Source organism: Rhodoferax sp. U11-2br, from assembly GCF_018619435.1.
Classification (GTDB): Bacteria; Pseudomonadota; Gammaproteobacteria; order Burkholderiales; family Burkholderiaceae_C; genus Rhodoferax.
This window is the reverse complement of sequence record NZ_JAHFZF010000008.1, coordinates 89,828-112,031: the sequence shown is the minus strand read 5'-3', so window position 1 is coordinate 112,031 and position 22,204 is coordinate 89,828. Positions and strand designations below refer to the sequence as shown.

Annotated in this window: 20 protein-coding genes; 17 read left to right on the top strand and 3 right to left on the bottom strand. The window is 59.3% G+C overall.

The window, feature by feature from the left end; genetic code table 11:
- Positions 1-24: 24 nt before the first annotated feature.
- Genes KKO72_RS07630 through KKO72_RS07615 form a run of 4 tightly spaced genes read left to right on the top strand, consistent with a single transcriptional unit; the run spans position 25 to position 3,592 of the window.
- Positions 25-1,092, top strand: a complete 1,068-nt coding sequence (locus KKO72_RS07630) for an iron ABC transporter permease (protein WP_214937007.1) — start codon at positions 25-27, stop codon at positions 1,090-1,092.
- Positions 1,085-1,873 carry an ABC transporter ATP-binding protein gene (locus KKO72_RS07625; RefSeq protein ID WP_214937005.1) on the top strand — a complete coding sequence of 263 codons (789 nt, stop codon included), beginning with the start codon at positions 1,085-1,087 and terminating at the stop codon, positions 1,871-1,873. Before KKO72_RS07630 ends, KKO72_RS07625 begins: the two co-directional genes overlap by 8 nt.
- 25 nt (positions 1,874-1,898) lie before the next feature.
- Entirely contained in the window at positions 1,899-2,372 is a 474-nt protein-coding gene (locus KKO72_RS07620; RefSeq protein WP_214937003.1) for a plastocyanin/azurin family copper-binding protein, read from the top strand.
- The gene (locus KKO72_RS07615; protein ID WP_214937001.1) at positions 2,369-3,592 is read left to right on the top strand and encodes an MFS transporter; all 1,224 of its coding nucleotides are present in this window, start codon (positions 2,369-2,371) and stop codon (positions 3,590-3,592) included. The genes KKO72_RS07620 and KKO72_RS07615 overlap by 4 nt, the downstream gene beginning before the upstream one ends.
- Positions 3,593-3,730: 138 nt before the next feature.
- On the opposite strand, the gene KKO72_RS07610 is transcribed toward KKO72_RS07615, so the two are convergent.
- Entirely contained in the window at positions 3,731-4,897 is a 1,167-nt protein-coding gene (locus KKO72_RS07610; RefSeq protein WP_214936999.1) for a GGDEF domain-containing protein, read from the bottom strand.
- Between the two features lie 211 nt (positions 4,898-5,108).
- On the opposite strand from KKO72_RS07610, the gene KKO72_RS07605 reads away from it, so the two are divergent.
- The 5 genes from KKO72_RS07605 (at position 5,109) to KKO72_RS07585 (ending at position 10,491) form a co-directional block, all read left to right on the top strand.
- Positions 5,109-5,603: a hypothetical protein gene (locus KKO72_RS07605; protein WP_214936997.1), complete on the top strand. Its 495-nt coding sequence runs from the start codon at positions 5,109-5,111 to the stop codon at positions 5,601-5,603.
- Between the two features lie 5 nt (positions 5,604-5,608).
- Entirely contained in the window at positions 5,609-6,586 is a 978-nt protein-coding gene (locus KKO72_RS07600; RefSeq protein WP_214936995.1) for a response regulator, read from the top strand.
- Complete coding sequence (locus KKO72_RS07595; protein WP_214936992.1) at positions 6,583-7,518, top strand: hypothetical protein; 936 nt, start codon at positions 6,583-6,585, stop codon at positions 7,516-7,518. Before KKO72_RS07600 ends, KKO72_RS07595 begins: the two co-directional genes overlap by 4 nt.
- Before the next feature lie 147 nt (positions 7,519-7,665).
- Positions 7,666-9,129, top strand: coding sequence for a diguanylate cyclase domain-containing protein (locus tag KKO72_RS07590; RefSeq protein WP_371736844.1), 1,464 nt, complete (start codon positions 7,666-7,668; stop codon positions 9,127-9,129).
- Between the two features lie 213 nt (positions 9,130-9,342).
- Complete coding sequence (locus tag KKO72_RS07585; RefSeq protein WP_214936991.1) at positions 9,343-10,491, top strand: GGDEF domain-containing protein; 1,149 nt, start codon at positions 9,343-9,345, stop codon at positions 10,489-10,491.
- Between the two features lie 71 nt (positions 10,492-10,562).
- Here KKO72_RS07585 and KKO72_RS07580 read toward each other — a convergent pair whose 3' ends face one another.
- Entirely contained in the window at positions 10,563-11,204 is a 642-nt protein-coding gene (locus KKO72_RS07580) for a TetR/AcrR family transcriptional regulator (RefSeq protein WP_214936989.1), read from the bottom strand.
- A 73-nt stretch (positions 11,205-11,277) separates the two neighbouring features.
- Between KKO72_RS07580 and KKO72_RS07575 the strand changes: the two genes are divergently transcribed.
- The 6 genes from KKO72_RS07575 (at position 11,278) to KKO72_RS07550 (ending at position 18,398) form a co-directional block, all read left to right on the top strand.
- On the top strand, positions 11,278-11,820 hold the full coding sequence (locus KKO72_RS07575) for a DoxX family protein (RefSeq protein WP_214936987.1): 543 nt from the start codon (positions 11,278-11,280) through the stop codon (positions 11,818-11,820).
- A gap of 82 nt (positions 11,821-11,902) precedes the next feature.
- Positions 11,903-12,409 (top strand): DUF1993 family protein, encoded by a 507-nt coding sequence (locus KKO72_RS07570; RefSeq protein WP_214936985.1) that lies wholly within the window; start codon positions 11,903-11,905, stop codon positions 12,407-12,409.
- 3 nt (positions 12,410-12,412) lie between these two features.
- A complete protein-coding gene (locus KKO72_RS07565) occupies positions 12,413-13,411 on the top strand; it encodes a 2-hydroxyacid dehydrogenase (protein ID WP_078365682.1) in 999 nt (332 codons plus the stop codon).
- Between the two features lie 18 nt (positions 13,412-13,429).
- Positions 13,430-13,759, top strand: a complete 330-nt coding sequence (locus KKO72_RS07560) for a nucleotide pyrophosphohydrolase (protein ID WP_214936983.1) — start codon at positions 13,430-13,432, stop codon at positions 13,757-13,759.
- Positions 13,760-13,844: 85 nt separating this feature from the next.
- Complete coding sequence (gene yccS / locus KKO72_RS07555; RefSeq protein WP_214936981.1) at positions 13,845-16,013, top strand: YccS family putative transporter; 2,169 nt, start codon at positions 13,845-13,847, stop codon at positions 16,011-16,013.
- A gap of 309 nt (positions 16,014-16,322) precedes the next feature.
- Positions 16,323-18,398: a diguanylate cyclase domain-containing protein gene (locus tag KKO72_RS07550; protein ID WP_214936979.1), complete on the top strand. Its 2,076-nt coding sequence runs from the start codon at positions 16,323-16,325 to the stop codon at positions 18,396-18,398.
- A gap of 171 nt (positions 18,399-18,569) precedes the next feature.
- On the opposite strand, the gene KKO72_RS07545 is transcribed toward KKO72_RS07550, so the two are convergent.
- Positions 18,570-19,148 (bottom strand): C40 family peptidase, encoded by a 579-nt coding sequence (locus tag KKO72_RS07545; protein ID WP_214936977.1) that lies wholly within the window; start codon positions 19,146-19,148, stop codon positions 18,570-18,572.
- 227 nt (positions 19,149-19,375) lie between these two features.
- Here KKO72_RS07545 and KKO72_RS07540 point away from each other — a divergent pair, with 227 nt between their 5' ends.
- On the top strand, positions 19,376-19,978 hold the full coding sequence (locus KKO72_RS07540; RefSeq protein ID WP_214936975.1) for an isochorismatase family protein: 603 nt from the start codon (positions 19,376-19,378) through the stop codon (positions 19,976-19,978).
- Positions 19,979-20,135: 157 nt separating this feature from the next.
- Positions 20,136-22,031, top strand: a complete 1,896-nt coding sequence (locus KKO72_RS07535; protein ID WP_214936973.1) for a propionate--CoA ligase — start codon at positions 20,136-20,138, stop codon at positions 22,029-22,031.
- Positions 22,032-22,204: the final 173 nt, after the last annotated feature.

Below are 22,204 nucleotides of genomic sequence, written 5' to 3'. Positions count from 1 at the left end.
CGCCGACTTTCGGAACCTCACCCCATGACAGATATCACTGCCACGCCCGATATGGGCGTCCTGGTCTTGCAGCGCCAGCGTCGGCGCGAGACGCTCCGCTGGCGTTGGTTGGCCCTGTTTGTGGGTCTGAGCCTGTTCAGCTTGATGCTGGACGTGGCCACCGGCCCCTCCATGCTGGCGCTGGGTGATGTGGTGCGCACGCTGCTGGCGCCTGCGGCGGCCGACCCGATGACGCGCGCCATCGTGATGGACATGCGTCTGCCGATTGCGCTGATGGCGCTGGTGGTGGGTGCGGCCCTGGGCGTGGGTGGTGTGCAAATGCAAACCCTGCTGGACAATCCCTTGGCCAGCCCTTACACGCTGGGGTTGGCTGCTGCCGCCGGTTTTGGGGCTGCGTTGGCCCTGGTGACCGGTGGCCTGGGGCTGCCGCCTCTGGTGGCCATCCCCATCGGCGCTTTTGTCTTTTGCATGCTGGCGGCCAGCCTGTTGTTCGGGCTGGCGCTGATGCGCCATGTCAACAGCCAGACCATCATCCTGGCCGGCATTGCGCTGCTGTTTCTGTTCCAGTCACTTTTGTCGCTGCTCCAGTTTCTCGCTTCGCCCGAACTGAACCAGCAGATCATCTTCTGGCTGTTTGGTAGCCTCATGCGCACCACTTGGCCGATGCTGTGGATCACCACGGGTGTGACGCTGGTGTGTGCGCTGCTGTTGCATCGAGACGCCTGGCAGCTGACCTGCCTGCGTCTGGGTGAGGCGCGTGCGCGCAGCCTGGGTGTAAACGTCACGCGGCTGCGCCTGAAGACCCTGGTGCTGGTTGCGCTGATGACCGCGACCGCCATCAGCTTCGTGGGTGTCATTGGTTTCATCGGGCTGGTGTCGCCGCACGTTGCGCGCATGCAGGTCGGCGAAGACCAGCGCTTCCTGATTCCACAGTCGGCGCTGTGTGGTGCACTGATGCTCTCGGTGGCCTCGGTGCTGTCCAAATCCATTGTGCCCGGCGCGCTGTTTCCGATCGGTATCGTGACGGCGCTGATCGGGGTTCCTTTCATGATCTGGCTCATTCTGGGCAACCGAAAGCGCAACCGTGCTTGAAATTTCTGACCTGACCCTGCGCATCGGCGACTTGACCCTGGTCGAAGGGCTGAATCTGCAACTGTCTGCCGGGCAACTGCACGTGATCATTGGCCCCAACGGCACCGGCAAGACCAGCCTGCTGCGCGCGCTGTTTGGCGAGTTGCCATTGACGCACGGAGCGGTGCGCCTGCGCGGCACACCGATGACGCCGCACAGCTTGCCAAGCTGGCGCCAGGGTATTGGCTACATGCCACAAAACACCCAGCTTGACCTGGACCTGAGCGCGCTTGAAGTTGTGGTGCTGGGGCGCCTGCAGCGGCTGTCGATGCGGCTGTCGGACGACGATCTGGGTGCAGCGCTGGCGGCTTTGCAGGCGCTGGACATCGCCCATCTGGCCGACCGGCCGGTGCACACCCTCAGCGGTGGGCAACGCCAGATGGTGTTGTTTGCGCAAGTGCTGCTGCGCCAGCCCAAGCTGATGCTGCTGGACGAACCCGTGAGCGCACTTGATCTGAAACACCAGATGCAGCTGATGGAGCATCTGCAGGCGCAGACCGCCGCCCAGGGCTGGATCAGCGTGGCTGTGCTGCACGACCTGAACCTGGCGGCGCAGTTTGCCGACCAGCTGATCGTGCTCGGAGATGGTCGCCTGCAGGCCTTTGGCCCGCCGGCCCAGGTGCTGAGCCGCGAACTCATCCACCACCTCTACCACGTCCCGGTGGATGTCCACCACGACCAGGACGGCCAACCCTACGTGCGCACCCTTCGCGCATCACAGCCCACACCCATGAGCGCCTGATGGCCTCAGAAATGAAAATGTCGATATGACGACCCACACAGTTCACTTTTCCTACCTGCACCGCCCACTTCTGAGGGGCTTGCTGGCACTTTGCAGCCTTTTTGCCGCGCCTGCCTGGAGCGCAGAGCATGTGGTGCGCATGCTCAACGCTGGCACAGACGGCTCCATGGTGTTTGAGCCGGCCTTTGTGCACGCCCAGGTGGGTGACACACTGCGTTTTGAGCCCACCAGCACCGGCCATTTTGTGCGCAGCCTGGCTGTTCCCGATGGTGCGAAGCCCTGGCTCAGCGAGGAAGATCAGCCGTTTGTGGTGACGCTGGCGCATCAAGGCCTGTATTTCTACAACTGCCCACCCCATCTGATGATGGGCATGGTTGGGCTCATTCAGGTCGGTGAGGCGGTCAACCACGCCGCCGCCACTGCGGTCATGAAGTCCACGCAGGGGCGGATCTACAGCCATGGTGCGCGTGTCGACAGCTTGCTGGCGCTTGTCAAGTGAACCGCTGGCGCGCGCTCAGTCCCGCCGCCCGCGTGTTGGTCGCCAACGGGCTGGCGTTCAACCTGGGTTTTTACATGCTGATGCCCTACCTGGCGCAGCACATGGGCGCGGACCTGGGGCTGGCGGGCTGGATCACCGGGCTTGTCATGGGGCTGCGCGTGTTCAGCCAGCAGGGCTTGTTTCTGCTCGGCGGCTGGCTGGGAGACCGTTTGGGCTACCGCAGGGCCATCGTCTGGGGCTGTTTCTTGCGGAGTGTGGGCTTTGCCATGCTGGGCTGGGCCGAAACATTGCCATTGCTGTTGCTGGCCGCCTTTTTGACAGGCTTTGCGGGTGCCCTGTTCACACCCTGTGCCCAGGCCTGTCTGGCCGCCCAGTGCCCCGATTTGTCACAGCGGCGCTACGCCTTTACCTTGCACAACCTAGCCAGTGAAGCCGGGATGCTGCTGGGCCCACTGGTGGGTCTGGCGCTGCTGAACGTGGACTTTCGCTTGACAGGCTGTGTGGCCGGTGCATTGTTTCTGGGGTTTGGGGTGCTGCAATGGAGACTGCTCCCGCCCGATCAAGGCTCGCCAAGGCCTCCACGTCCGTTGGTGTCGGACGCTGTGCACGCGTCGCCCAGGTCTTTGTTCGCGCAGTTGGCAGAGCCCAACCTGCTGCGTTTTGTTGGCTGTTGTGCCACCTACCAGGTGATGTTTCACCAGCTGTATCTGGCTGTGCCGGCCTTTGTCCAACAGCACGGTCTGGGGGACAGCACACTCAGTGCGGTGTTCACACTCAGCGCCGTGGTGGGCATCGCCTTGCAATGGCCTGTGAGCCGCTGGCTGGTGCCACGCCTGGGGGATGCTGCCGCGATGGGCTGCGGGTTGGCACTCATGGGCACGGCCTTCCTGTCGCCAGTGGTGCTGGCGGCCTGGCCACTGGCGGCGATGCTGGTCCTGGCAGTACTGTTGTCGCTGGGGTCGATCCTGTGTTTTCCGCTGTTTGCCACCGTTTTGCCGCGGTATGCGCGGGACTGCCCCCTGGGCACCTGTTATGGCTTCATGTCCAGCGTCGGCGGGTGTGCCGCACTGGTGGGGCAGGCGGCAGTGGGTGCGGGCCTGGGGGGATCTGAGGCAGCACCTGCAAGCGGTATCTGGTGGGTACTGGCGGCTTGTGGTTTGCTCGGTGGTGTCGGCATGTGGCGCGTGACACGAGGCTCGGGCTCGCCCAGCGCCCAGTGACGCCGCACCGGCATTGGCCAAAGAGTACAAGAGAAATATGCATCCAGCCCTTTTGATACAAGGTCTGGTAGCTAGAAAATTTGTAGTATTTGACTTGGCTGGACGCCAACTGCTTGTTGACCAGTCTGGGGTGACTCATTAGCTCCAGCTGGCGCTTGTCGCGTCGGATGTCTTGGGGAAATCCGCCACTGCCATATTGCCCTTGCCGGACATTTTGACCCGATACATGGCTTCATCAGCCCGATGGATCAAGTCGGACACTGTCATGCCTTCATAGGGAAAAGGGCAGATGCCAATGCTGGCACCCAGCTGCGTGTGTTCTGGCAGGAACACAAAAGGCGCGCAGAGCTCGGCCAGTATCTTGTGGGCCAAGGCGCGGGCTGCAGACAGGTCTTCGATGTTTTCAGCCAGCACAAAGAACTCATCACCACCGATGCGCGCGACCGTATCGCTGGCCCTGACGGTGGATAACAGGCGTTTGGCGACCTCACGCAGCGTTTGGTCACCCGCTTTGTGGCCGTACACGTCATTGATGCTTTTGAAGCCATCCAGGTCCAGGAACAAGCCGCAATGGCGTATTTTTTCGCGGGTGGCGCTGAGTTCAGCCTGAAGAATGCGGTCGTAGAGCAGCTCGCGATTGGGCAGACCCGTGAGGCCATCATGCAAGGAACGGTGCAGATGGTGGTTGCGCTCGGCATCGAGTTCCTTTTCGCGCAGATACAGCAGGCGGCGCTGACGCTCGGTGAGGTAACCCACCGAGCCCCCAATCAAGTTGGCCGAGACGATGAAAAAGTCGTGGCCCATGAGAGTGTGAACAGGGTAATCGAGCACCAGGCCAAAGATCAGGTTGTAGGCCAGCAGCATCCCCAGATCGACACACAGCGCATAGATGAAGCGTGTACCGATGAAGTTGTAGGTGTAAAACGTCACCACCACCATCATCGGGTAGTAGTACGGAGCGCTTTCCAGCGGCAGGTGCATCTGCATGCCGATGAGCCCGGCTGCGGCCGCTGCACCCACCAAGGCCAGCAACACATGCGTCAAGGGGGCGAACCAAGAGGTCAAGGACAGCAGCAGAACCAAGATCGGAACACACAGCGCTGCAGCGCGCACCAGCCAGATCTGGCCGAACAGCTCAGGGGCCACGAACCATTGATCGAGGACGCCGTGTAAAAGATACACCAGCATCCCAACCACACAGGCAAATTGGCCTTGCTGACGTGTGCGCGTCTGCGTGGCGCTGAGAAATTCTTTTTCCTGCGCGTTGTCTCTGAAACGGAGTGTGAGCAAGTGCATGCTGGACATGGTTTGTGTGCAAAACAACTCGGAAACGAAGGCAAACCACGTTCTATGTCAACCCATGGGCCATCCTGTTGGGTCAGCGTGTCGTTGGACGCAAGGGCATCACGAAATAATCGTAGCATGACTCCTGTGACAGGATAGACCGCCTGTGTCTCCCCCCGAGTACGTTGCGAGGAATTTGACGTACCGCGCCTGATTGCCGGATACTGGCTCAATGCCTCGCTCATACCCCTGCAACAACATCCAGCAAGTGTGCGCTGGCTTGACCAAAGCATGGGAATTCTTGTCCGGCCAGGAACGCGGTTTTGACCTGTGTGAGACCCAGCAGGCGGCGCTGGGCTTCACCGAGTTCAGTTATTTCATGCCGCTCAGGCTGTCGCCGGACTACCGCACCGGCGGCATTGGTGTGTTGATTGAGCGCCCGGATGCCCTTGGTGTGGCAGCCCACATGTTTGGTGTTGACACCACTTGCCTGCAGGATGCCGATTTGCACGATGCGTGTGCCGAGGTCTGCAACCTGTTCTCAGATTGTGTGGCACTGCATGTCAGCGACAGCTCCGACATCCATATGGGTTTGCCTTTCCTGGCCAGCCAAGCCGACTATGAGCAGATTGCCACAGGTAGCACCGTTGCGTCGGTGTATGTCAGCAACACCGACAACGCGCAGCTCTTTGTTGTCGAGTACCATATTTTCAGCCAACCTCACTGACGACCATGTCCACAGTTCCAATTCAATTGCCTTCGCCTCTACGCTTCCTGGTGGTCGATGACAGCCGTGCCATTCAGGCCATTGTGCGGCGCGCCATCCTGCGTTGTGGTTACTCGCCCATTGAAGTGGAGACTGCCCTGGACGGTGAGCAGGCGCTGGACCTGATCGCGTCGTTCAAGCCAGACCTAGTGATCACCGACTGGCATATGCCCAAGGTGTCGGGCCTGGAGATGGTGCAGGCGCTGCGCCAGCTCGGGCACCAGGATGTGCGGGTGGGGTTCGTCACCACCGAGCGCACCCCGGCGCTGCTAGAGGAAGCCATCAGCAATGGTGCGCTGTTCATCCTGCACAAACCTTTTGACGATGCTGAACTGGTGGCGGTGGTGGCCAATGCGGTGAAGGACCTGGTGGGTGGGGCTCCCGCCACGCTGGACGGCGTTGCCGCAAGTCCCCTAGATGCCGCTTCCGCCTTGCTCCAGCGCCGTGGGGAAGATCCGATCAGCCATGCGGCCATGCAGCTGCTGCTGCTGGACCGCTTGGGCAACATTCCGTTTCGCCTGATTCCCCATGAAAAAATGACGCTGGAGGCACTGACCTCCCAGAATTTGCTGGGCCTCTACGCTGCGAATGAGGTCAAAGGTGTCTATGCCATTGGGGTCATGGATGCCAATGCCGTGTGTATGGTGGGCGGTGGCGCGGCGCGTATGTTGCCCAATGAGGTGCGGGCCCTGATGGCCAGCGGCCAGCCCAGTGCCGTGATGATGGACAAGGCCAATGAGTTTCTGCGTGCCGCTGCGGTGGGCCTGAGCGAATCGGCAGCGTCGCCGGTCACCGAGGTCACCATGGCCAAGGCCAGTGTGGTCAAAAACTCCTTTGCCAAGCTGGCCACGGTACTGGCCCAGCCGGGGCAGCGTTCCGATTTCCGACTGGCCATTCCAGGTTACGGTGAGGGACGGATGGCATTTTTTGTGATGACATCATGAACTGGTTGAACATCGCCTACGGCTTTCTGTTCTTTTCCAACCTGGTCTTCATGGCTGGGTCGGGTTATCTGCTTTATCGCATTCTCAACACCACCGCGCAAAGCCGGGTAGATCTGCTCAAGGCCGCCAGCCTGACCATTGAGGCGGGTAAACACCTCAAGATCGCCGCCAATCGCACGGCCACGGAGCTTGAACGTGTCAGCCAGGCGCACCAGACGCATGACAACGCAAGTGGCCGCGCCATCAGCGTGCTGTCGTTCAAGCTGCAAAACCTGATCGACAACCTGGCGCAAGGCAGCGCTACCGCCGCCGGGGCTGCTGCCAGTGCGGCCGAAGAGAAGACCCACGTAGAAGACATCCGTGCCAAGTTGCAGGCTGAACTCAACACCGCGCTGTCCAAAAATCATATGCTGCAGGAGCAGGTCGAAGAGATCCAGTTTCACCTCAAAGAAGCCTCGACCAGCAACGAGCAGCTGCGCAGCGAGATCAGCGAAGTGCAGGGTGTCAAGCAGTCGGTGGTGGACAGCCTGATGCAGCAAACAGCAGACCTGGAAGCTGAACTGCAAAAGGCGCGTGAGCGCACACGTGCGGCCGAGAAACTGGCGGAAGACAATGCTTTGCAGCTTGACGAAATCCGCGCCCAGGTCAACGCCCAGAACTTTGCCACCCGTCGCGTGCCAGGCTCAGCTGTCGAGGGGGCTGACTTGGCACCGATTGACCAGGCAGCGCTGATTCAGGACCAGCAGGACCAGATCGACGTGTTGGCTGGCCGTGAAAAGTCGCTTCTGGCCAAGATCGAGCAGATGGAGATGGAGTTTCAGCGGCAAAAAACTGAAAAGGCTTTTATCGAAGACCGCTTTTTACAGCTCGACTCCACACAGCCTGCGTCCGCCCCCCAGGCTGGCCAGGACACGGCCCATCCGGCTGCCTGAGCAGACAGCAGGTTTACCACCTAGTGCTTGCGCCGCGCACGGTTCTTGCTGCGGTGTTTCAGGGTAGCCGGGTTTTTTCACCAGCATGCCTCACCTGCCGGTGGCGGCCGATGGGACCCTGCACAATACCCCTCAGGAGGTTTTGCTGTGTCCCATGTTTCTATTCCGGCCGATTACGCGCAACTGTTTGATCTGGCCCCCGTTTCCTTGTGGCTGGAAGATTTCAGCGCACTCAAGCAGCTGTTCGACAACTGGCGCAGCCAGGGCGTGACCGATCTGCAGGCACATGTGCAGGCCCACCCGAGCAGCCTGGCCGAGTGTGCGGCCTGTTTGCTGGTGCTGCAGGTGAACCAGCGCAGCCTGGAGATATTTGGTGCACGCAGCCAGGATGAGCTGCTGGCGAATCTGGACAAGGTGTTCCGGGGCGACATGCTGGGCAAACTGATGGAGCAGCTCCTGCCCATGTGGGAAGGATCACTCGGCTTTTCTGTGCAAACGGTGAACTACAGCCTGGACGGGCGGCGACTGGATGTGAAGGTCCACGCCCGCGTGCTCCAGGGTCATGAAAACAGCTGGGCCCGCGTCATGGTGTCCCTGGAAGACATCACCCATGAGCTGAAGAGTGCCCGGTTGCTCAAGGCCAGCGAGCAGCATACCCGCGACCTGTTCGACTACTCCCCGGTATCTCTGTGGGTCGAGGATTTCAGCGCGGTCAAGCTGCTGCTCGATGAACTGCGCCAGCGTGGTATCGAGGACTTCCGCACCTTCATCAATGTGCATCCCGAATTTGTGTCGCGCTGTATGCAGGAGATACGCGTCATCGACGTGAACAGGCAGACGCTGAGCATGTTTGGCGCACAAAGCAAGGCCGAGTTGCTGGCCCGCCTGGGCGATGTTTTCCAGGGTGAGATGCGGGATTCGTTTGCCGAACAATTGATTGAGCTGTGGCAGGGCAAGACCACACTGATGCGCGAGGTGGTCAACTACCGGCTGAGTGGGGACCTGATCAACATCCACATGCAATTTGCGGTGTTGCCCGACCATCTGGCGAACTGGGATCTGGTGCTGGTGTCGCTGGTGGACATCACCGCCCGCAAGAAGGCCGAGGCCTATCTGGAGTACCTGGGCAAACATGACTCTCTGACCCAGCTGCGCAACCGTGCTTTCTACATGGACGAGCTGAACCGCTTGTCCCGCAAGGGCCCTTGGCCGCTGAGTGTGCTGGTGATCGACCTCAATGGCCTCAAGCGTGTCAACGACGAAAGTGGCCACATCGCGGGGGACGCTTTGCTGCGCCGTGCTGGCGAGGTTCTGAGCAAAGTCAATAGCCCCAACGCCTGTGTTGCCCGCACTGGCGGTGATGAATTTGCCATGTTGCTACCCGGTGCCGATGAGCGCGTCGCCCAGGCCATTGTGGAGCGCATCCATTCGATTCTGGAGCTCAACAACCAGTTCTACTCGGGTCATAAGCTGAGCATGGCCATCGGCGCCGCCACCTCCCATGCGGGAGACCAGCTGGAGGTCACGTTGCACCGGGCCGACCGAGCCATGTACGAAGCCAAAAACCGCCATTACCAAGAGAGCCAGATCGAGCGGCGCCTGCAGTCCTAAGCTGGATCTCAAAGCGCTGCTTATTTTGTAGTGTTTAGCCCATATATATTAAGGGTTATAGGTGTATTCCATCAAAAATTCATGGTCTGACTCAGTGTGGATATGCTCACTTTGTTGGGGCACCCATGCTGTTAGACTGCTGAGCCGCCAGACTGGTGGGTGCATCTTTTTTATGGCGCCCGAGCATCGGGGTTTTCTACCTATCCGTTCAACATGCGTGTAACAGAGTCTTTGCCCGAACCCCCGGCAGCGGAGCCAGTGTCCTATGCCACCCAGATTCGTGCGGAGACCCTGGTGTTGCTGTTCAGGCAATCATTCCCTGCGGTGTTTTACAGTGCCATTGTGGCCCTGGTGCTGAGCTGGACCTTGTGGGGGCAGGTTGATAACACGTCGCTGCTGTGGTGGATGTCGGCGCTGGCTGGCAGCACATTGATCCGCTTGCTGTTCTTTCTGCAGTATTTCCGCGTGAAACCCCGCGGGGAGGACATCTTGAGTTGGGAGCGGCCCTTTACCCTCACACTCCTGCTGTCATCCTTGGTCTGGGGTGTTGGTACGGCCTGGATCACACCAATGGACTCCGGTGTTGAGCGTGGCGTGGTGCTCTACCATCTGGTGGGTATGGCAGCGGGTGCGATGGTGACTTATTCAGCCCACCGGCTTATCAACATCCTGGCGATGTTAGCGGTTTTGCTACCCAGCACCATCTGGCTGTATGCCCAGGACGACCGCACGGCGTTGGGCATGGCGCTGTCGGCCACACTCTTCATGGCGATTTCCATCAAGGCCACCAAAATTATGGCCGATGCCATGCAACGCAGCCTGCAGATGCGTTACGAACTGCATCATGCGCACCAGGAGGCCGAGCACATGGCTCGCACCGACCCGCTGACGGGTATCCACAACCGCAGGTCGTTTGTGGAGTTGAGTGAACAGATTATCCGCCACGGTTTGCGCAACGCCTCCCCTGTCAGCGCGCTGCTGATTGATGTCGACCACTTCAAACAGATCAACGACCAACATGGTCACCATGTGGGTGATCTGGTGCTGCAGCACCTCAGCACCTTGATGGCAAATCGCTTTCGTGGTTCAGACGTGTGTGGCCGCATCGGTGGCGAGGAGTTTGCCGTGTTGCTGGCGGATACCGACCTAGATGCTGCCGAATTTGTAGCCCAACAGTTGGGCCAATCGTTGGCGGCAATAGCCATTCCCACCATGGCACAGCCGCTCAAGATCACCGTCAGCATTGGTGTGGCGTCAGGTTGTTATGACCTGACGACCTTGTTGCGAGATGCTGACAGGGCCATGTACCAGGCTAAGGCAGCCGGGCGCAACCGCGTTCTGTGTTACCAGCCTGCGCCGTAATGCGCATCCGCTGGCGTCAAGTGCCTTGAACGTTTTTGTCGGTTTCGCTGTGAAAACGTGTCGTAGAGAAGTTATCTGCGGGTGAGTAGATCAGTGCCCGTGCGAGTTTCTGTGCAACACAAGCCGTCCAGGAACACTGTCAAAGACTTGGCTGCTCGGTCCATCAGCGCTGCGGGTTCTGCGGGTGTGCTCCGGGTTCGGTCCATGTTCAACAACATGGCCAGACCATGCACCATGGCCCAGCAGGCGTAAGACAGCTCACGCACATCCTCTTCGCGGAAATGGCCTTGGCTCTGGCCCTGGGCCACCAGGTTCTGCAACACCACAAACAGATTTGCCCCGGCGCCCGACAGTGCCGGGCAGGGCTCGACCTGCGCCGCCGTCGTGAACATGTGGGTCAGGAGTTTGGGTTTGTCCAGACCAAATTGCACATACGCCAGACCACAGGCCAGTAGCCGCTCACGCGGCGACAACTCGGCCCCTTCAACGGCCTGCTCGCAGGCGCCGCGCAGTGTCTCAAAACCCTGCACCGCCACGGCTTCAAGCAGTGCCTGTTTGTCGGTGAAATGGCGGTAGGCCGCCGTGTGAGACACATCGATGGCTTTGGCCATGTCCCGCATCGACAGTGCTCCCAGACCGTTGTTTTCCAACTGGTTCATGGCGTAGGCCAGCAGGGCCGTTTTCAGATCGCCGTGGTGATAGGAGCTGCTCATGTCGAGGTAAAGTTAACAGCGGAAACATCTTATTCTACAATGTTTCCGCTGTTAACAATCAAAGGTGGTTCTGATGAGTTTTCTGTTTCTGATTACCCTGGGTTCTGTGTTGAGCTGGCTGTTTGTTCGTCTGACCGGACAGCGTTTGGGGCTGCGTGACAGCATGCGTTGTGGTTTGGCACTGGGTTTCCTGTTCACAGGAATCGACCACTTTTCCAACGGTTTAACGCGTTACGCCCCTATGTTGCCCGCAGTGCTGGCTGACCACGCCTTGTTCTGGGTCTACTTCACAGGTGCGGCCGAACTCCTGGGTGGCCTGGGGCTGTTGCTGCCCGTGCGTATTTACCAGCGTTTGGGCTTGCCCAACCTGCAACGCCAAGCCGGTATCTGGCTCGCGGTGATGCTGGTGTGTGTGGTGGCCGCGAACATCAACGTGGCACTGCAAGGTCAGACCGTGCAGGGGCTCGAATTTGGCGCCTGGTACTACTGGATCCGCCCACTGTTTCAGCCGGTATTCGTGGTGTGGGCACTGTACAGTGTGGGTGTGTGGCCGCGCCGCGTGGCTGCGCTGGACCAACGAGGGGAGACGCCTGTTGTACTGGCGTCAAAACCATGACCGACAATACAACGCAGAAGCAGCCTATCGACTGCAGGTCTTTTCAACCCAGCGGGATAGCCCCGTCACGAAAGATTTCACCATGAGCATTTCCATGTACCAGGCATTCATTCCGCCCGCTGTTCGCGCGCTGACCAACCTAGCCGCTTTCCTCGACAAAATTGCCTCCCACGCCGAGGCCCGTAAGATCGATCCGGCGGTGTTTGTCGGCGCACGTTTGTTTCCAGACATGTTGCCCTTGGTCAAGCAGGTCCAGATTGCCTCGGACACGGTCAAGGGCGGCGCAGCCCGTCTGGCTGGGCAGGAGCCGCCCAGGTTCGAGGACAACGAAGCGAGTTTTCCGGAGCTGCAAGTCCGCATCCAGAAAACCATCGACTACCTGCAGAGCTTCACGTCTGAGCAGATCGACGGCAGCGAGGACAAGGCCATCACATTGGCCATGCGCAGTGGTGAACTGCACTTCAAGGGTCAGGACTACCTCACGACCTATGTGTTGCCCAACCTGTATTTCCACGTGACCACCGCCTATGCCATTGCCCGGAGCAACGGTGTTGAATTGGGCAAACGTGATTTTTTGGGCCAGGCGTAAACCATGCGCATCGCCGTTTTTGACACCCATGCGTATGACGAACAGGCGCTGAACGCCGCCAATGCCGATGGCGCCCACACGCTCGAGTTTTTTGAAGAGCGTCTGTATGACAAGACCGTTGAGCTGGCCCATGGTTTTGATGCGGTTTGCCCTTTTGTCAACTGCCGCTTGACCGACCCGGTGCTGCATCGCCTGCAGCAGCTTGGTGTGAAGCTGGTCCTGCTGCGTGCAGCGGGTTTTAACGGCATCGACATTGTGGCCGCCGAGCGGCTGGGCATTTGTGTGGCGCGGGTGCCCGCGTACTCACCCGACGCGGTGGCCGAGCATTGTTTTGCCTTGCTGCTGACTCTGGTGCGCAAGACCCATCGTGCCTACAACCGGGTGCGCGAGCAGAACTTTTCACTCGACGGCCTGGAAGGCTTCAACTTGCACGGCAAGACCTTTGGTGCGCTGGGTGCCGGGCGCATCGGCCAGTGTGCAATGCGGATTGCCAAAGGTTTTGGTTGCAAGGTTGTGGCCTATGACCCCTATGAGAACGCACAGATCGCGCAGCAGGTCGGTTTTGAGTACGTCACGCTGGAGCGCCTGCTGGAAGAGTCCGATGTGATTTCCCTGCATCTGCCTTTGAGCGAACAAAGCCACCACATCATCGATGCAGCGGCACTGGCGCGCACCAAGCGCGGTGTCATCCTCATCAACACCAGCCGCGGTGGTCTGGTCGACTCACAGGCGCTGATCGACGCGCTCAAGACCGGTCAGGTGGGCGGTGTGGGGCTGGATGTGTACGAGATGGAGGAGGGCGTGTTTTTCCATGACCTGTCCGACCGGCCGCTGCAGGATGACACCTTGGCGCGGCTGATGATTTTTCCGAATGTGCTGATCACCTCGCACCAGGGTTTTCTCACGCGTGAGGCCTTGCACGCGATTGCCAGCACCACACTGGGCAACGCCAGTGCGTTCGAGCGCGGTGAACCGATGCTCAACCAGGTCAAAACAAGCTGAAGCACGCGCGGAACTGTCATGACCAAACTGCTTGAAACCGCCGCCCTGGAGGCGGCTTTGCAGGAATTTGCCGACCAGCGCGACTGGGACCAATTTCACACGCCCCGCAACCTGATCCTCGCCCTGACCGGTGAGGTGGGGGAACTGGCCGAGATCTTTCAGTGGTTGACCGACGAACAGGCCGAGCAGATCATGCAGACCGACAAAGCCGAACATGTGCGCCAGGAGGTCTCGGACGTGTTGCTTTACCTGATGCGTCTGGTGATGGTGCTGGGCATCGACATCAATGCAGCGGTGACCTCAAAAATCGCGCTCAACGCGGTCAAGTACCCACCGACCACAATCTAGTCTGGCGCAGATTGTGCTTTGAAGCCACATGCTGGGTCAGGGCTGACCCGGCAACCGCCTGACTCTTTTTTTAACTGTCTCCAACATGTTCCATGACTTGGTCTACCTGCGCCGCTTGTGGTCGCATGACAAGACCCTTGACAGCCTCAAAGTCGCGCTGGCGTTCGCCGGTGTGGTGGGCTTTTGTTTTGTCGCGGGCCATGAAGATTGGTTGATCGGTCTGATCCTCGGGATCATTGCCGCTGCGCTGGCTGAGTCGCCCGACCGGGTGGCAGGGCGGATGAAAGCGCTGCTGGTCACCCTGCTGTGTTTTGGTGTGACGTCGGTGTCGGTGCGGCTGTTGTTCCCTTACCCATGGTTGTTCGCTGTTGGCCTGGCTTTGTCCACCTTCACCTATGTGATGCTGGGTGCTCTGGGAGAGCGTTACGCCACGATTGCCATCGCGTCTGTGATTCTGGCGATCTACACCATGCTGGGTGTGGCACAACATGCAGACAACACGGTGCCGTTCCTGCATGACCCCCTGCTGCTGCTGGCAGGCACCTGCTGGTACGGCGCCATTTCACTGGTGGCCGCCGCCATTTTTGCCAATCGGCCTGCCAGTCAGGTGGTGTCCCAGGTGTTTGTGGCACTGGGGCGGTATCTGGCGCTCAAAGCCTCCTTGCTGGAGCCGGTGCGCGGGCGCGATGTGAAGGCCTTGCGTTTGGCATTGGCGGCCCAGAATGGGCGGCTGGTGGGCCAGATGAACCGGGCGCGCCAGATTCTGCTGTTGTGGGCCCAATCTCCGCGCCCGGCACACGGCGCTCGCCCTTTTCTGCAATGGTATTTTTTGGCCCAGGAGGTGCATGAGCGGGCCAGCTCAGCGCATCACCCGTATGAAGCTTTGAGTGAGGCCTTTTCCCGCAGCGATGTGTTGTTTCGTTGTCAGCGCCTGATGTCCTTGCAGGCCGCAGCTTGCACGCGACTCGGCCAAGCCATTGCGCAAGGAGATGTCTTCGACTACGGCAATGCCGGTGCCCTTGCATTGCAGGAGCTGGATGCTGCGTTAAGCCATGTCCAGACCACCGGGCCGCAGGACAAAGCCTTGGTGAACGCGCTGTCGGATCTGTGCCGCAACCTGCGCACCATAGAGCTGCGCCTGTCCCACGCGGGCCAGCCCGATGCACTGGAGGTCATCTCTGACAGTACTTTGCGAGATGCCGATCCGCAAACCCTGGCGGAGATGTGGCGGCGTCTGCGCCAGCAGTTCAGGCCCTCGTCCCGGCGTTTTCGCCACGGCCTGCGCCTGTCGGCGGCGTTAACTGCCGGTTACGCCCTGCTCAATCTGCTGGATCTGCCGCAAGGTTACTGGGTGTTGTTGACCACGGTGTTTGTCTGCCAACCCAATTTCAGCAGCACCTGGCTGCGGCTGGGGCAACGTGTGGGCGGTACGGTGGCTGGTTTGCTTGCTGCCACGCTGTTTGTTTCGTCCTTTCCCCATCCTCTGGCGCAACTGGCGCTGGTGGTGGCTTCGGGGGTGGCTTTTTTTAACTTTCGTGCCGAGCGCTACAGCCTGGCCACCGCCTGCATCACGGTGCTGGTGATGGTGTGTTTTAACCAGTTTGGCAGCAGTTACGCGCTGGTCTGGCCGCGCCTGCTTGACACCCTGCTGGGCAGCCTGTTGGCAATTGCCGCCGTGGCCTTTATCCTGCCGGAATGGCATGGCAAACGGGTGCACCATGCCATGGCTCGCAGTTTGAGCCTGAGTGCAACCTACCTGAGTGAAATCCTCTCGCAGTACCGCAGCGGCCCACGTGATGACCTGCCGTACCGTGTTGCTCGGCGTGATGCCCACAATGCCGATGCCGAGTTGTCCAGCACCCTGGCCAGCATGCTCACCGAACCAGACCGCTACAGCTTGCCACCCGACGCGGCCTACCGGTTTTTGTGCGCCAGCCACACCTTGCTCGGTTATGTCTCGGCGCTGGGCGCCCACCGCGAGCAGGACGCCGCCGGATTGCAGGCTGCAGAGATCACCCTGCGAGAGACGTGTATCCAGCACGGGCTGGAACAGATTGCCAGTGCGCTGACCACACGCAGTGCGGTGATCTTGCCTGGGCCAGTGTCCACCGCACCAGCACAAGCGCTGGAACATGGCGTCAGTGAGACCGCGCAGCGGGTGATGCGCCAGCTCAGCCTGATTGAGGGCCTGCTGCCCGAACTGGCCGAGCTGGCCAGTGGTTTTGCGGTCGACACCCAAACGGGACAAGCTTAGCGAAGCGGGTGTTGTGCGGAGGTTTCTAACGGTTTGCCAGCCAGCTTCACCAAGAAGCAGAGACAGCTTGCCGAAGATCGGCAGGCTTTTGATCCAACGCAACCCTTTGCTGCGTCAAGCAAAAATGCCTGTGCATCATTGGGTTAGCATGTGTCGAATAAGAAACTCGAAGATGGGTCGCGACTCTGGAGGTTGACTGTGGTTTGGGATCAGATGTGCAGGCGCGGCAGGGCTTATGTTGGTTGGGTTGTGCTGCTGGTGTGGGTTTGTGCGTTGGCAGGTGTTGCGAGTGCCGCAGAGCCGTCGCAGGTGCAACTCAATTCTGACGAGCAGGCCTGGCTGGATGCCAACCGTGGCAAGACCTTTTCCGTGGGGTTTGATCCTTTTGCCGGACTGGACTATTTCGAGTTTCGTGGCCAACCCAACGGGCTGCTGCCCGCTTTGATCGAAGACATCGAAGCACAACTCGGGCTCAAGCTAGTGCCCGTCATGAGCAAAGCTTGGGACGACGCCTACACGTGCTTTGTGGCGGGCCAGATTGACATTCTGTATGGTGTCAACGCGACCCCGGAGCGCTCACGCATCATGTGGTTCACCCGCCCAGTGTGGAAGTACCCCTACAACATGTATGCACTCAAGGCGTCGTCAGTGCAGACACTGGGTGACCTGGATGGCAAGAAGGTGGGCTTCATCCGCAATGACTTTGTGGTTCAGCAGCTGTACCGGGAGTTTCCGAACATCCATCTTCAGAGCCTTGAGTTCGACTCCCAGGAGTTGGGTTTGCAGGCCCTGGAGGCGGGTCTGATCGACGGTTTTGTGACGGCTGGTGCCGGGTTGGAGTATGACTTTTTCTACACCCATCCCAAGGTGGCCCTGGTGGCGCAGATCCGCTCCATCACCTCGGACATGACTATGGCCGTCGCCAGAGACCGTGAGCTGTTGGGACGTGTTCTGGACCGCTACATCGACCAAAGAAACACGGCCATCCGGGTCATGAAGCGCAATGCAGAGAGTCTCTACAACCGCAAAACCTTGCGGCTCAACGAGACAGAGTTGCGCTGGCTGGAGCAAAAAGGCACAGCCGCGGTCGGTGTGGCAGAGGATTACCTGCCGTTTGACCACTACAGCCAGGGGGAATACCGCGGTATTGCCGGGGAAATGCTCAAACGTATTGGTGACAGCGTGGGCATCCGTTTCAAGGTGGTCAGCGGCAGCTTCTCCGAGATCATGGACCAGGCCAGACGGGGTGGTGTGGACGTGGTCAACATGGCCAAAACGGAAGACCGGCTCCAGGACTTCTTCTTTCCCCATGCCATCAGCACCGAGCGCGACATCATCGTGGGTCTAAAAACCAGTGCCCCGGTGCAGGATGTGTACGGCCTGGAAGGCAAACGGGTGGCGGTGATTGATGGTTTCTGGCACGAGGAGTATTTGCGCAAGAACCTCAAAAACGCCCAGATTGTGAAAACGCCAGACATCATGGCCTCACTGCAGCTGGTGCGCGAAGGTAATGTGGACTATGTGATCGAGAACCCAACGGTGGTGGAGTTTTACATCAATGGCCTGGGCTACACCGATGTTGTCAAACGAGGCAACACCTCCAAGGACTCGTTTGTGTATTTTGGCGTCAGCCGACGTCAGCCCGAGCTGGCTTCCATCATGGACAAGGTGATTCCGCTGATTGATTTTGAGGACGCCAAATACGCAGGCATACAAAGTGTGCCTGCCCTCGATAACGAGGCCAACCGGAGGCTCTTGATGCTGGTTCTGGTGCTGGTTGTGGCCTTGCTTGGCATTCTGTTGCTGGTGATCAAGGTGGTGCGCAATCTGGCTGAGCAAAAAAGCCGGGCCCAGTTTCTGACCGAGCGCGAAAACCTGCTCTACACCGACGCCCTGACCGGGTTTTTCAACCGCAACTACCTGAGCCAGAAGGCCAGCCACGGTGTGGCAGGGGCTTACCCACAAGCCCTGGTGGTGGCCGACGTGAACAATCTCAAACAGATCAACGACAGCTACGGCCACGCGGCCGGTGATGCCTTGCTGGTGTCGTTCACCAGTCTGGTACAGCAGCAGTGGCCACAAGGGTATTTTTTCCGCCTGGGGGGGGATGAGTTCCTGATCATGTTGCCCGGTACCGACGCCAACCGAGCCCAAGCCGGCATCGCGGCCCTGTCAGCACGCTGCCAACAAACCAGCTACCTTGTTGCACCCGGCGAATCAGCCCAGCCCAGTGCGGCCATGGGTTATGCCATCCGCAACAGCGCCGACGATCCGCTGGCTGGCTGCATCGCCGAAGCCGATCAACGGATGTACCAGGCCAAGGCCTTGATGAAAAAGCGTCGCAGTGATGACCTGCAGGTGGGCGCAGCCACTGTGCCTCTTTGAAGGCTTATTGGCTGGTGTGGTGGCACAGTCCGGATGGGTTTGCCATCAAATACATAGCTGTCGGCCCTTATTTAAAAAGGGCTGACCACTAATTTCATATACATAAAAAAGCCATGCCAAGCAGCTGATAGGCCAGGAGCCAGATGGACAAGAAAGAAGAGGGGGCGCTATTCAGCGCAAGGCAGGCTCTGCGGCCACCGCTGTCGGTGTCTCTGGCGTGTCGTCTGCACCGGTCAAAACACGGCGCGCACCGGTAAAACGACGCTTCCAGTAGGCCATGCTCATGCTTTCGACGCGAACTTCTTCACCGGGTTTGGGTGAATGCACAAATTTGCCGTCCCCAATGTAGATACCCACATGGCTGAAGGTGCGGCGCATGGTGTTGAAGAACACCAAGTCCCCCGGCTTGAGATCAGCGCGAGCGACTTTTTCGGTCTGGGCCGCTTGTTGGGCCGCCACCCGTGGCAGTACCAGCCCCACCGTTTCCTCGTACACGGTTTTGACAAATCCACTGCAGTCAAAGCCGGTATCAGCAGATGTTCCGCCACGGCGGTAAGGGACACCCAGGAAGCCCAGCGCGTTGACCACCAGTGACGACGCCTTGGTGGATACAGTTTGTCCGGCTTGCTGGATATGCTGCAGAACAGGTTTGTCTGCCAGGAATTTGCTGATGTCGTCGGGAGCTTCAGCTGGCGTCGCATGGACGGCACCGGTGATCAGGAGGCTGGAGACGAGGACAAAAAAACGCATGGGCGGTAGCTTACTGGCAAAAATGCATTTGTGTCAAATCAATTTCAATGAAAGTTGATTATAGAAATGCGATGTAACGATATGAATATCAAAGAGTTTTTATTTTTTGGCCAGTTTCACCTGTCATCCCTTTGACAAAATTTCTGGCGGTTGACAGTTGTCGGCAGTCGCGCAGGGTGTGAATCCTGCGGTCTAATATTGCCGTCACCGATTGTTGAAAGACTACCATGTTGCTTGAAGCTGAACTGTCCCAACTCGTGCTTGTGGATTACCAGGCACGGCTGATGCCCGCTATTTTCGAGGCGCCGCTGGTGTTGGCCAATGCGCTGCGCTTGGCGCAAGCCGCCCAGTTGCTGCAGGTGCCGGTGCTCGGCACGGAACAGAATCCGTCCAAGTTAGGCGAAAACGCCCCGGAGATCAAGGCCCTGTGCCAACGCACCCTGGCCAAGATGCAGTTCAGCGGCGTCGAAGAAGGCCTGGGTGAATGGTTGCGCCCACCTGTCAAACCACCCGCAGGCAACGCACGCAGCCTGCCCAAGCACCTGCAAAAGCCCTCGAACACTCCAACCGAACGCAGCAGCATCGTGATTGCCGGGTGTGAAGCCCATGTGTGTTTGCTGCAAACCGCGCTGCATCTGCTGGAAGACGAGTTCGAGGTGTGGGTGGTGACTGACGCCTGCAGCTCTCGTACCGAGCGCAACCGGGATGCAGCCTTTGACCGACTGGCAGGTGCCGGTGCCGAGCTGGTGACCACCGAGATGGTGCTGTTCGAGTGGCTGCGCTCTGCCGAACACCCCCAATTCAAAGCGGTTCAGGCATTGATCAAATAGGCCTGTAGCCCTTGTATTACTTGGGCTGAATGCTATAGATTTCTAAAATAGCTCGTTGCTCTCTGGTGTAGTAGTGGGGTGGTATGCAGTCAGCATGCTGCAAGTTCATTCAACATAATTATGAATTCACTACAAATACCACCACCGGAGACAAACCATGAGCACCTATGCCGACTTTCATCAGCGCTCTCTGACCGACCGCGACGGTTTTTGGGGCGAACAAGCACAGTTGGTGGACTGGAAGGTGCTGCCACAGCAGATTTGTGATTACAGCAACCCACCGTTTGCCAAATGGTTTGTCGGTGGCATCACCAACCTGTGCCACAACGCGGTGGACCGGCATCTGGTAACGCGTCCCGACCAGGCTGCATTGATTTTTGTCTCGACCGAAACCAACCAGGAAATAGTCTATTCCTTCAGGGAGTTGCATGCAGAAGTGCAACGCATGGCGGCGGTTCTGAAAGACCTGGGTGTGCAAAAAGGCGACCGGGTGCTGATCTACATGCCGATGATCCCCGAGGCCGCGTTTGCCATGCTGGCCTGCACCCGCATCGGTGTCATCCATTCGGTGGTGTTTGGTGGTTTTGCGTCGGGTTCGCTGGCCTCACGTATTGAAGATGCCGAACCCAAGGTGGTAGTCAGTGCCGATGCCGGTTCGCGCGGCGGCAAACCGGTGCCCTACAAACCCTTGCTGGACGAGGCGCTGCGTCTGTCCAAGTACAAACCGGAAGCTGTTTTGCTGGTGGACCGTGGTATGGCTGCTATGGACTTGGTAGCTGGTCGTGACCATTTATGGGGGGCTCTGCGCGAAAAGAACCTCAACACCGTGGTGGAATGTGAATGGGTCGACGCCACCCACCCCAGCTACACGCTCTACACCAGCGGCACCACCGGCAAACCCAAGGGGGTGCAACGCGACACCGGTGGCTACTGTGTGGCACTGGCCGCCAGCATGAAACACATTTACGCGGGCAACGCGGGTGAAACCTACTTTTCCACCAGCGACATCGGCTGGGTAGTAGGTCACAGCTACATCATTTATGGCCCGCTGATCGCTGGCATGGCCACCATCATGTACGAGGGCCTGCCCACGCGTCCAGACGGCGGCATCTGGTGGAGCCTGGTCGAGAAATACAAGGTCACCGTGATGTTCAGCGCGCCCACTGCGGTGCGCGTGCTCAAGAAGCAGGATCCGGCCCTGCTCACCAAATACGACCTGTCTTCTTTGCGGGCGTTGTTCCTCGCGGGTGAACCGCTGGACGAACCCACTGCACAGTGGATCAGCACCGGCCTGGGCAAACCCATCATCGACAACTACTGGCAGACCGAAACCGGCTGGCCGATCCTCTCCTTGTGCAACGGTGTGGAAAAAGCGGTTTCCAAGTTTGGGTCCCCTGGCAAGGCGGTGTACGGCTACGACGTCAAGCTGCTCGACGACCAGACCGGCGAGGAACTCAAAGGCGCCAACCAGAAGGGTGTGGTCGCGGTGGAAGGCCCATTGCCACCGGGTTGTATGCAGACCGTGTGGCGCGATGACGAGCGTTTTGTCAATACTTACTGGAAGAGTGTGCCGGGGCGTCTGGTCTACAGCACCTTTGACTGGGGGATTCGTGACGCCGACGGGTATTACTTCATCCTGGGCCGCACCGACGACGTGATCAACGTGGCCGGGCATCGCTTGGGCACTCGCGAGATCGAAGAGAGCATCTCTGCCCACCCGAACATTGCCGAGGTGGCGGTGGTGGGGGTGGCAGACCAGCTCAAGGGCCAGGTGGCCATGGCCTTTGCGGTGCTCAAAAATGCCAGCCTGATCACCGACGAAGCCAGCGCATTGGCGCTGGAGGCCGAGGTCTTCAAGCTGGTCGATCGGGATCTGGGTGCGGTGGCGCGCCCGGCGCGGGTACGTTTTGTGACCGTGTTGCCAAAAACCCGCAGCGGCAAGTGCCTGCGCCGGGCCATCGCGGCAGTGTGTGAAGGCCGCGACCCCGGTGACCTGACCACCATGGACGACCCCGCCGCCTTGCAGCAGATCAAGGATCTGGTCTCCGCCTGATTTGAGCCAAATCAAATAGTGTTCGCGTTGTGCCCTTTTTCAGTGGCACAATGCCGCACTGATTGCAGGCCCTTCCAACGCCACTGTCGCATCCGCCAAACGGTCAAGCCGTGACGCGGAAGGTTAACTAACCCAGCTTTAACCAGCTAAAGCTCCCTGAAGGGGAGTGAAAG

Coding starts and splice junctions, on each gene's coding strand:
- KKO72_RS07630 (WP_214937007.1), top strand. CDS start 25: ATGACAGATATCACTGCCACGCCCGATATGGGCGTCCTGGTCTTGCAG.
- KKO72_RS07620 (WP_214937003.1), top strand. CDS start 1,899: ATGACGACCCACACAGTTCACTTTTCCTACCTGCACCGCCCACTTCTG.
- KKO72_RS07610 (WP_214936999.1), bottom strand. CDS start 4,897: ATGTCCAGCATGCACTTGCTCACACTCCGTTTCAGAGACAACGCGCAG.
- KKO72_RS07605 (WP_214936997.1), top strand. CDS start 5,109: ATGCCTCGCTCATACCCCTGCAACAACATCCAGCAAGTGTGCGCTGGC.
- KKO72_RS07600 (WP_214936995.1), top strand. CDS start 5,609: ATGTCCACAGTTCCAATTCAATTGCCTTCGCCTCTACGCTTCCTGGTG.
- KKO72_RS07595 (WP_214936992.1), top strand. CDS start 6,583: ATGAACTGGTTGAACATCGCCTACGGCTTTCTGTTCTTTTCCAACCTG.
- KKO72_RS07585 (WP_214936991.1), top strand. CDS start 9,343: ATGCGTGTAACAGAGTCTTTGCCCGAACCCCCGGCAGCGGAGCCAGTG.
- KKO72_RS07580 (WP_214936989.1), bottom strand. CDS start 11,204: ATGAGCAGCTCCTATCACCACGGCGATCTGAAAACGGCCCTGCTGGCC.
- KKO72_RS07575 (WP_214936987.1), top strand. CDS start 11,278: ATGAGTTTTCTGTTTCTGATTACCCTGGGTTCTGTGTTGAGCTGGCTG.
- KKO72_RS07570 (WP_214936985.1), top strand. CDS start 11,903: ATGAGCATTTCCATGTACCAGGCATTCATTCCGCCCGCTGTTCGCGCG.
- KKO72_RS07565 (WP_078365682.1), top strand. CDS start 12,413: ATGCGCATCGCCGTTTTTGACACCCATGCGTATGACGAACAGGCGCTG.
- KKO72_RS07560 (WP_214936983.1), top strand. CDS start 13,430: ATGACCAAACTGCTTGAAACCGCCGCCCTGGAGGCGGCTTTGCAGGAA.
- yccS (WP_214936981.1), top strand. CDS start 13,845: ATGTTCCATGACTTGGTCTACCTGCGCCGCTTGTGGTCGCATGACAAG.
- KKO72_RS07545 (WP_214936977.1), bottom strand. CDS start 19,148: ATGCGTTTTTTTGTCCTCGTCTCCAGCCTCCTGATCACCGGTGCCGTC.
- KKO72_RS07540 (WP_214936975.1), top strand. CDS start 19,376: ATGTTGCTTGAAGCTGAACTGTCCCAACTCGTGCTTGTGGATTACCAG.
- KKO72_RS07535 (WP_214936973.1), top strand. CDS start 20,136: ATGAGCACCTATGCCGACTTTCATCAGCGCTCTCTGACCGACCGCGAC.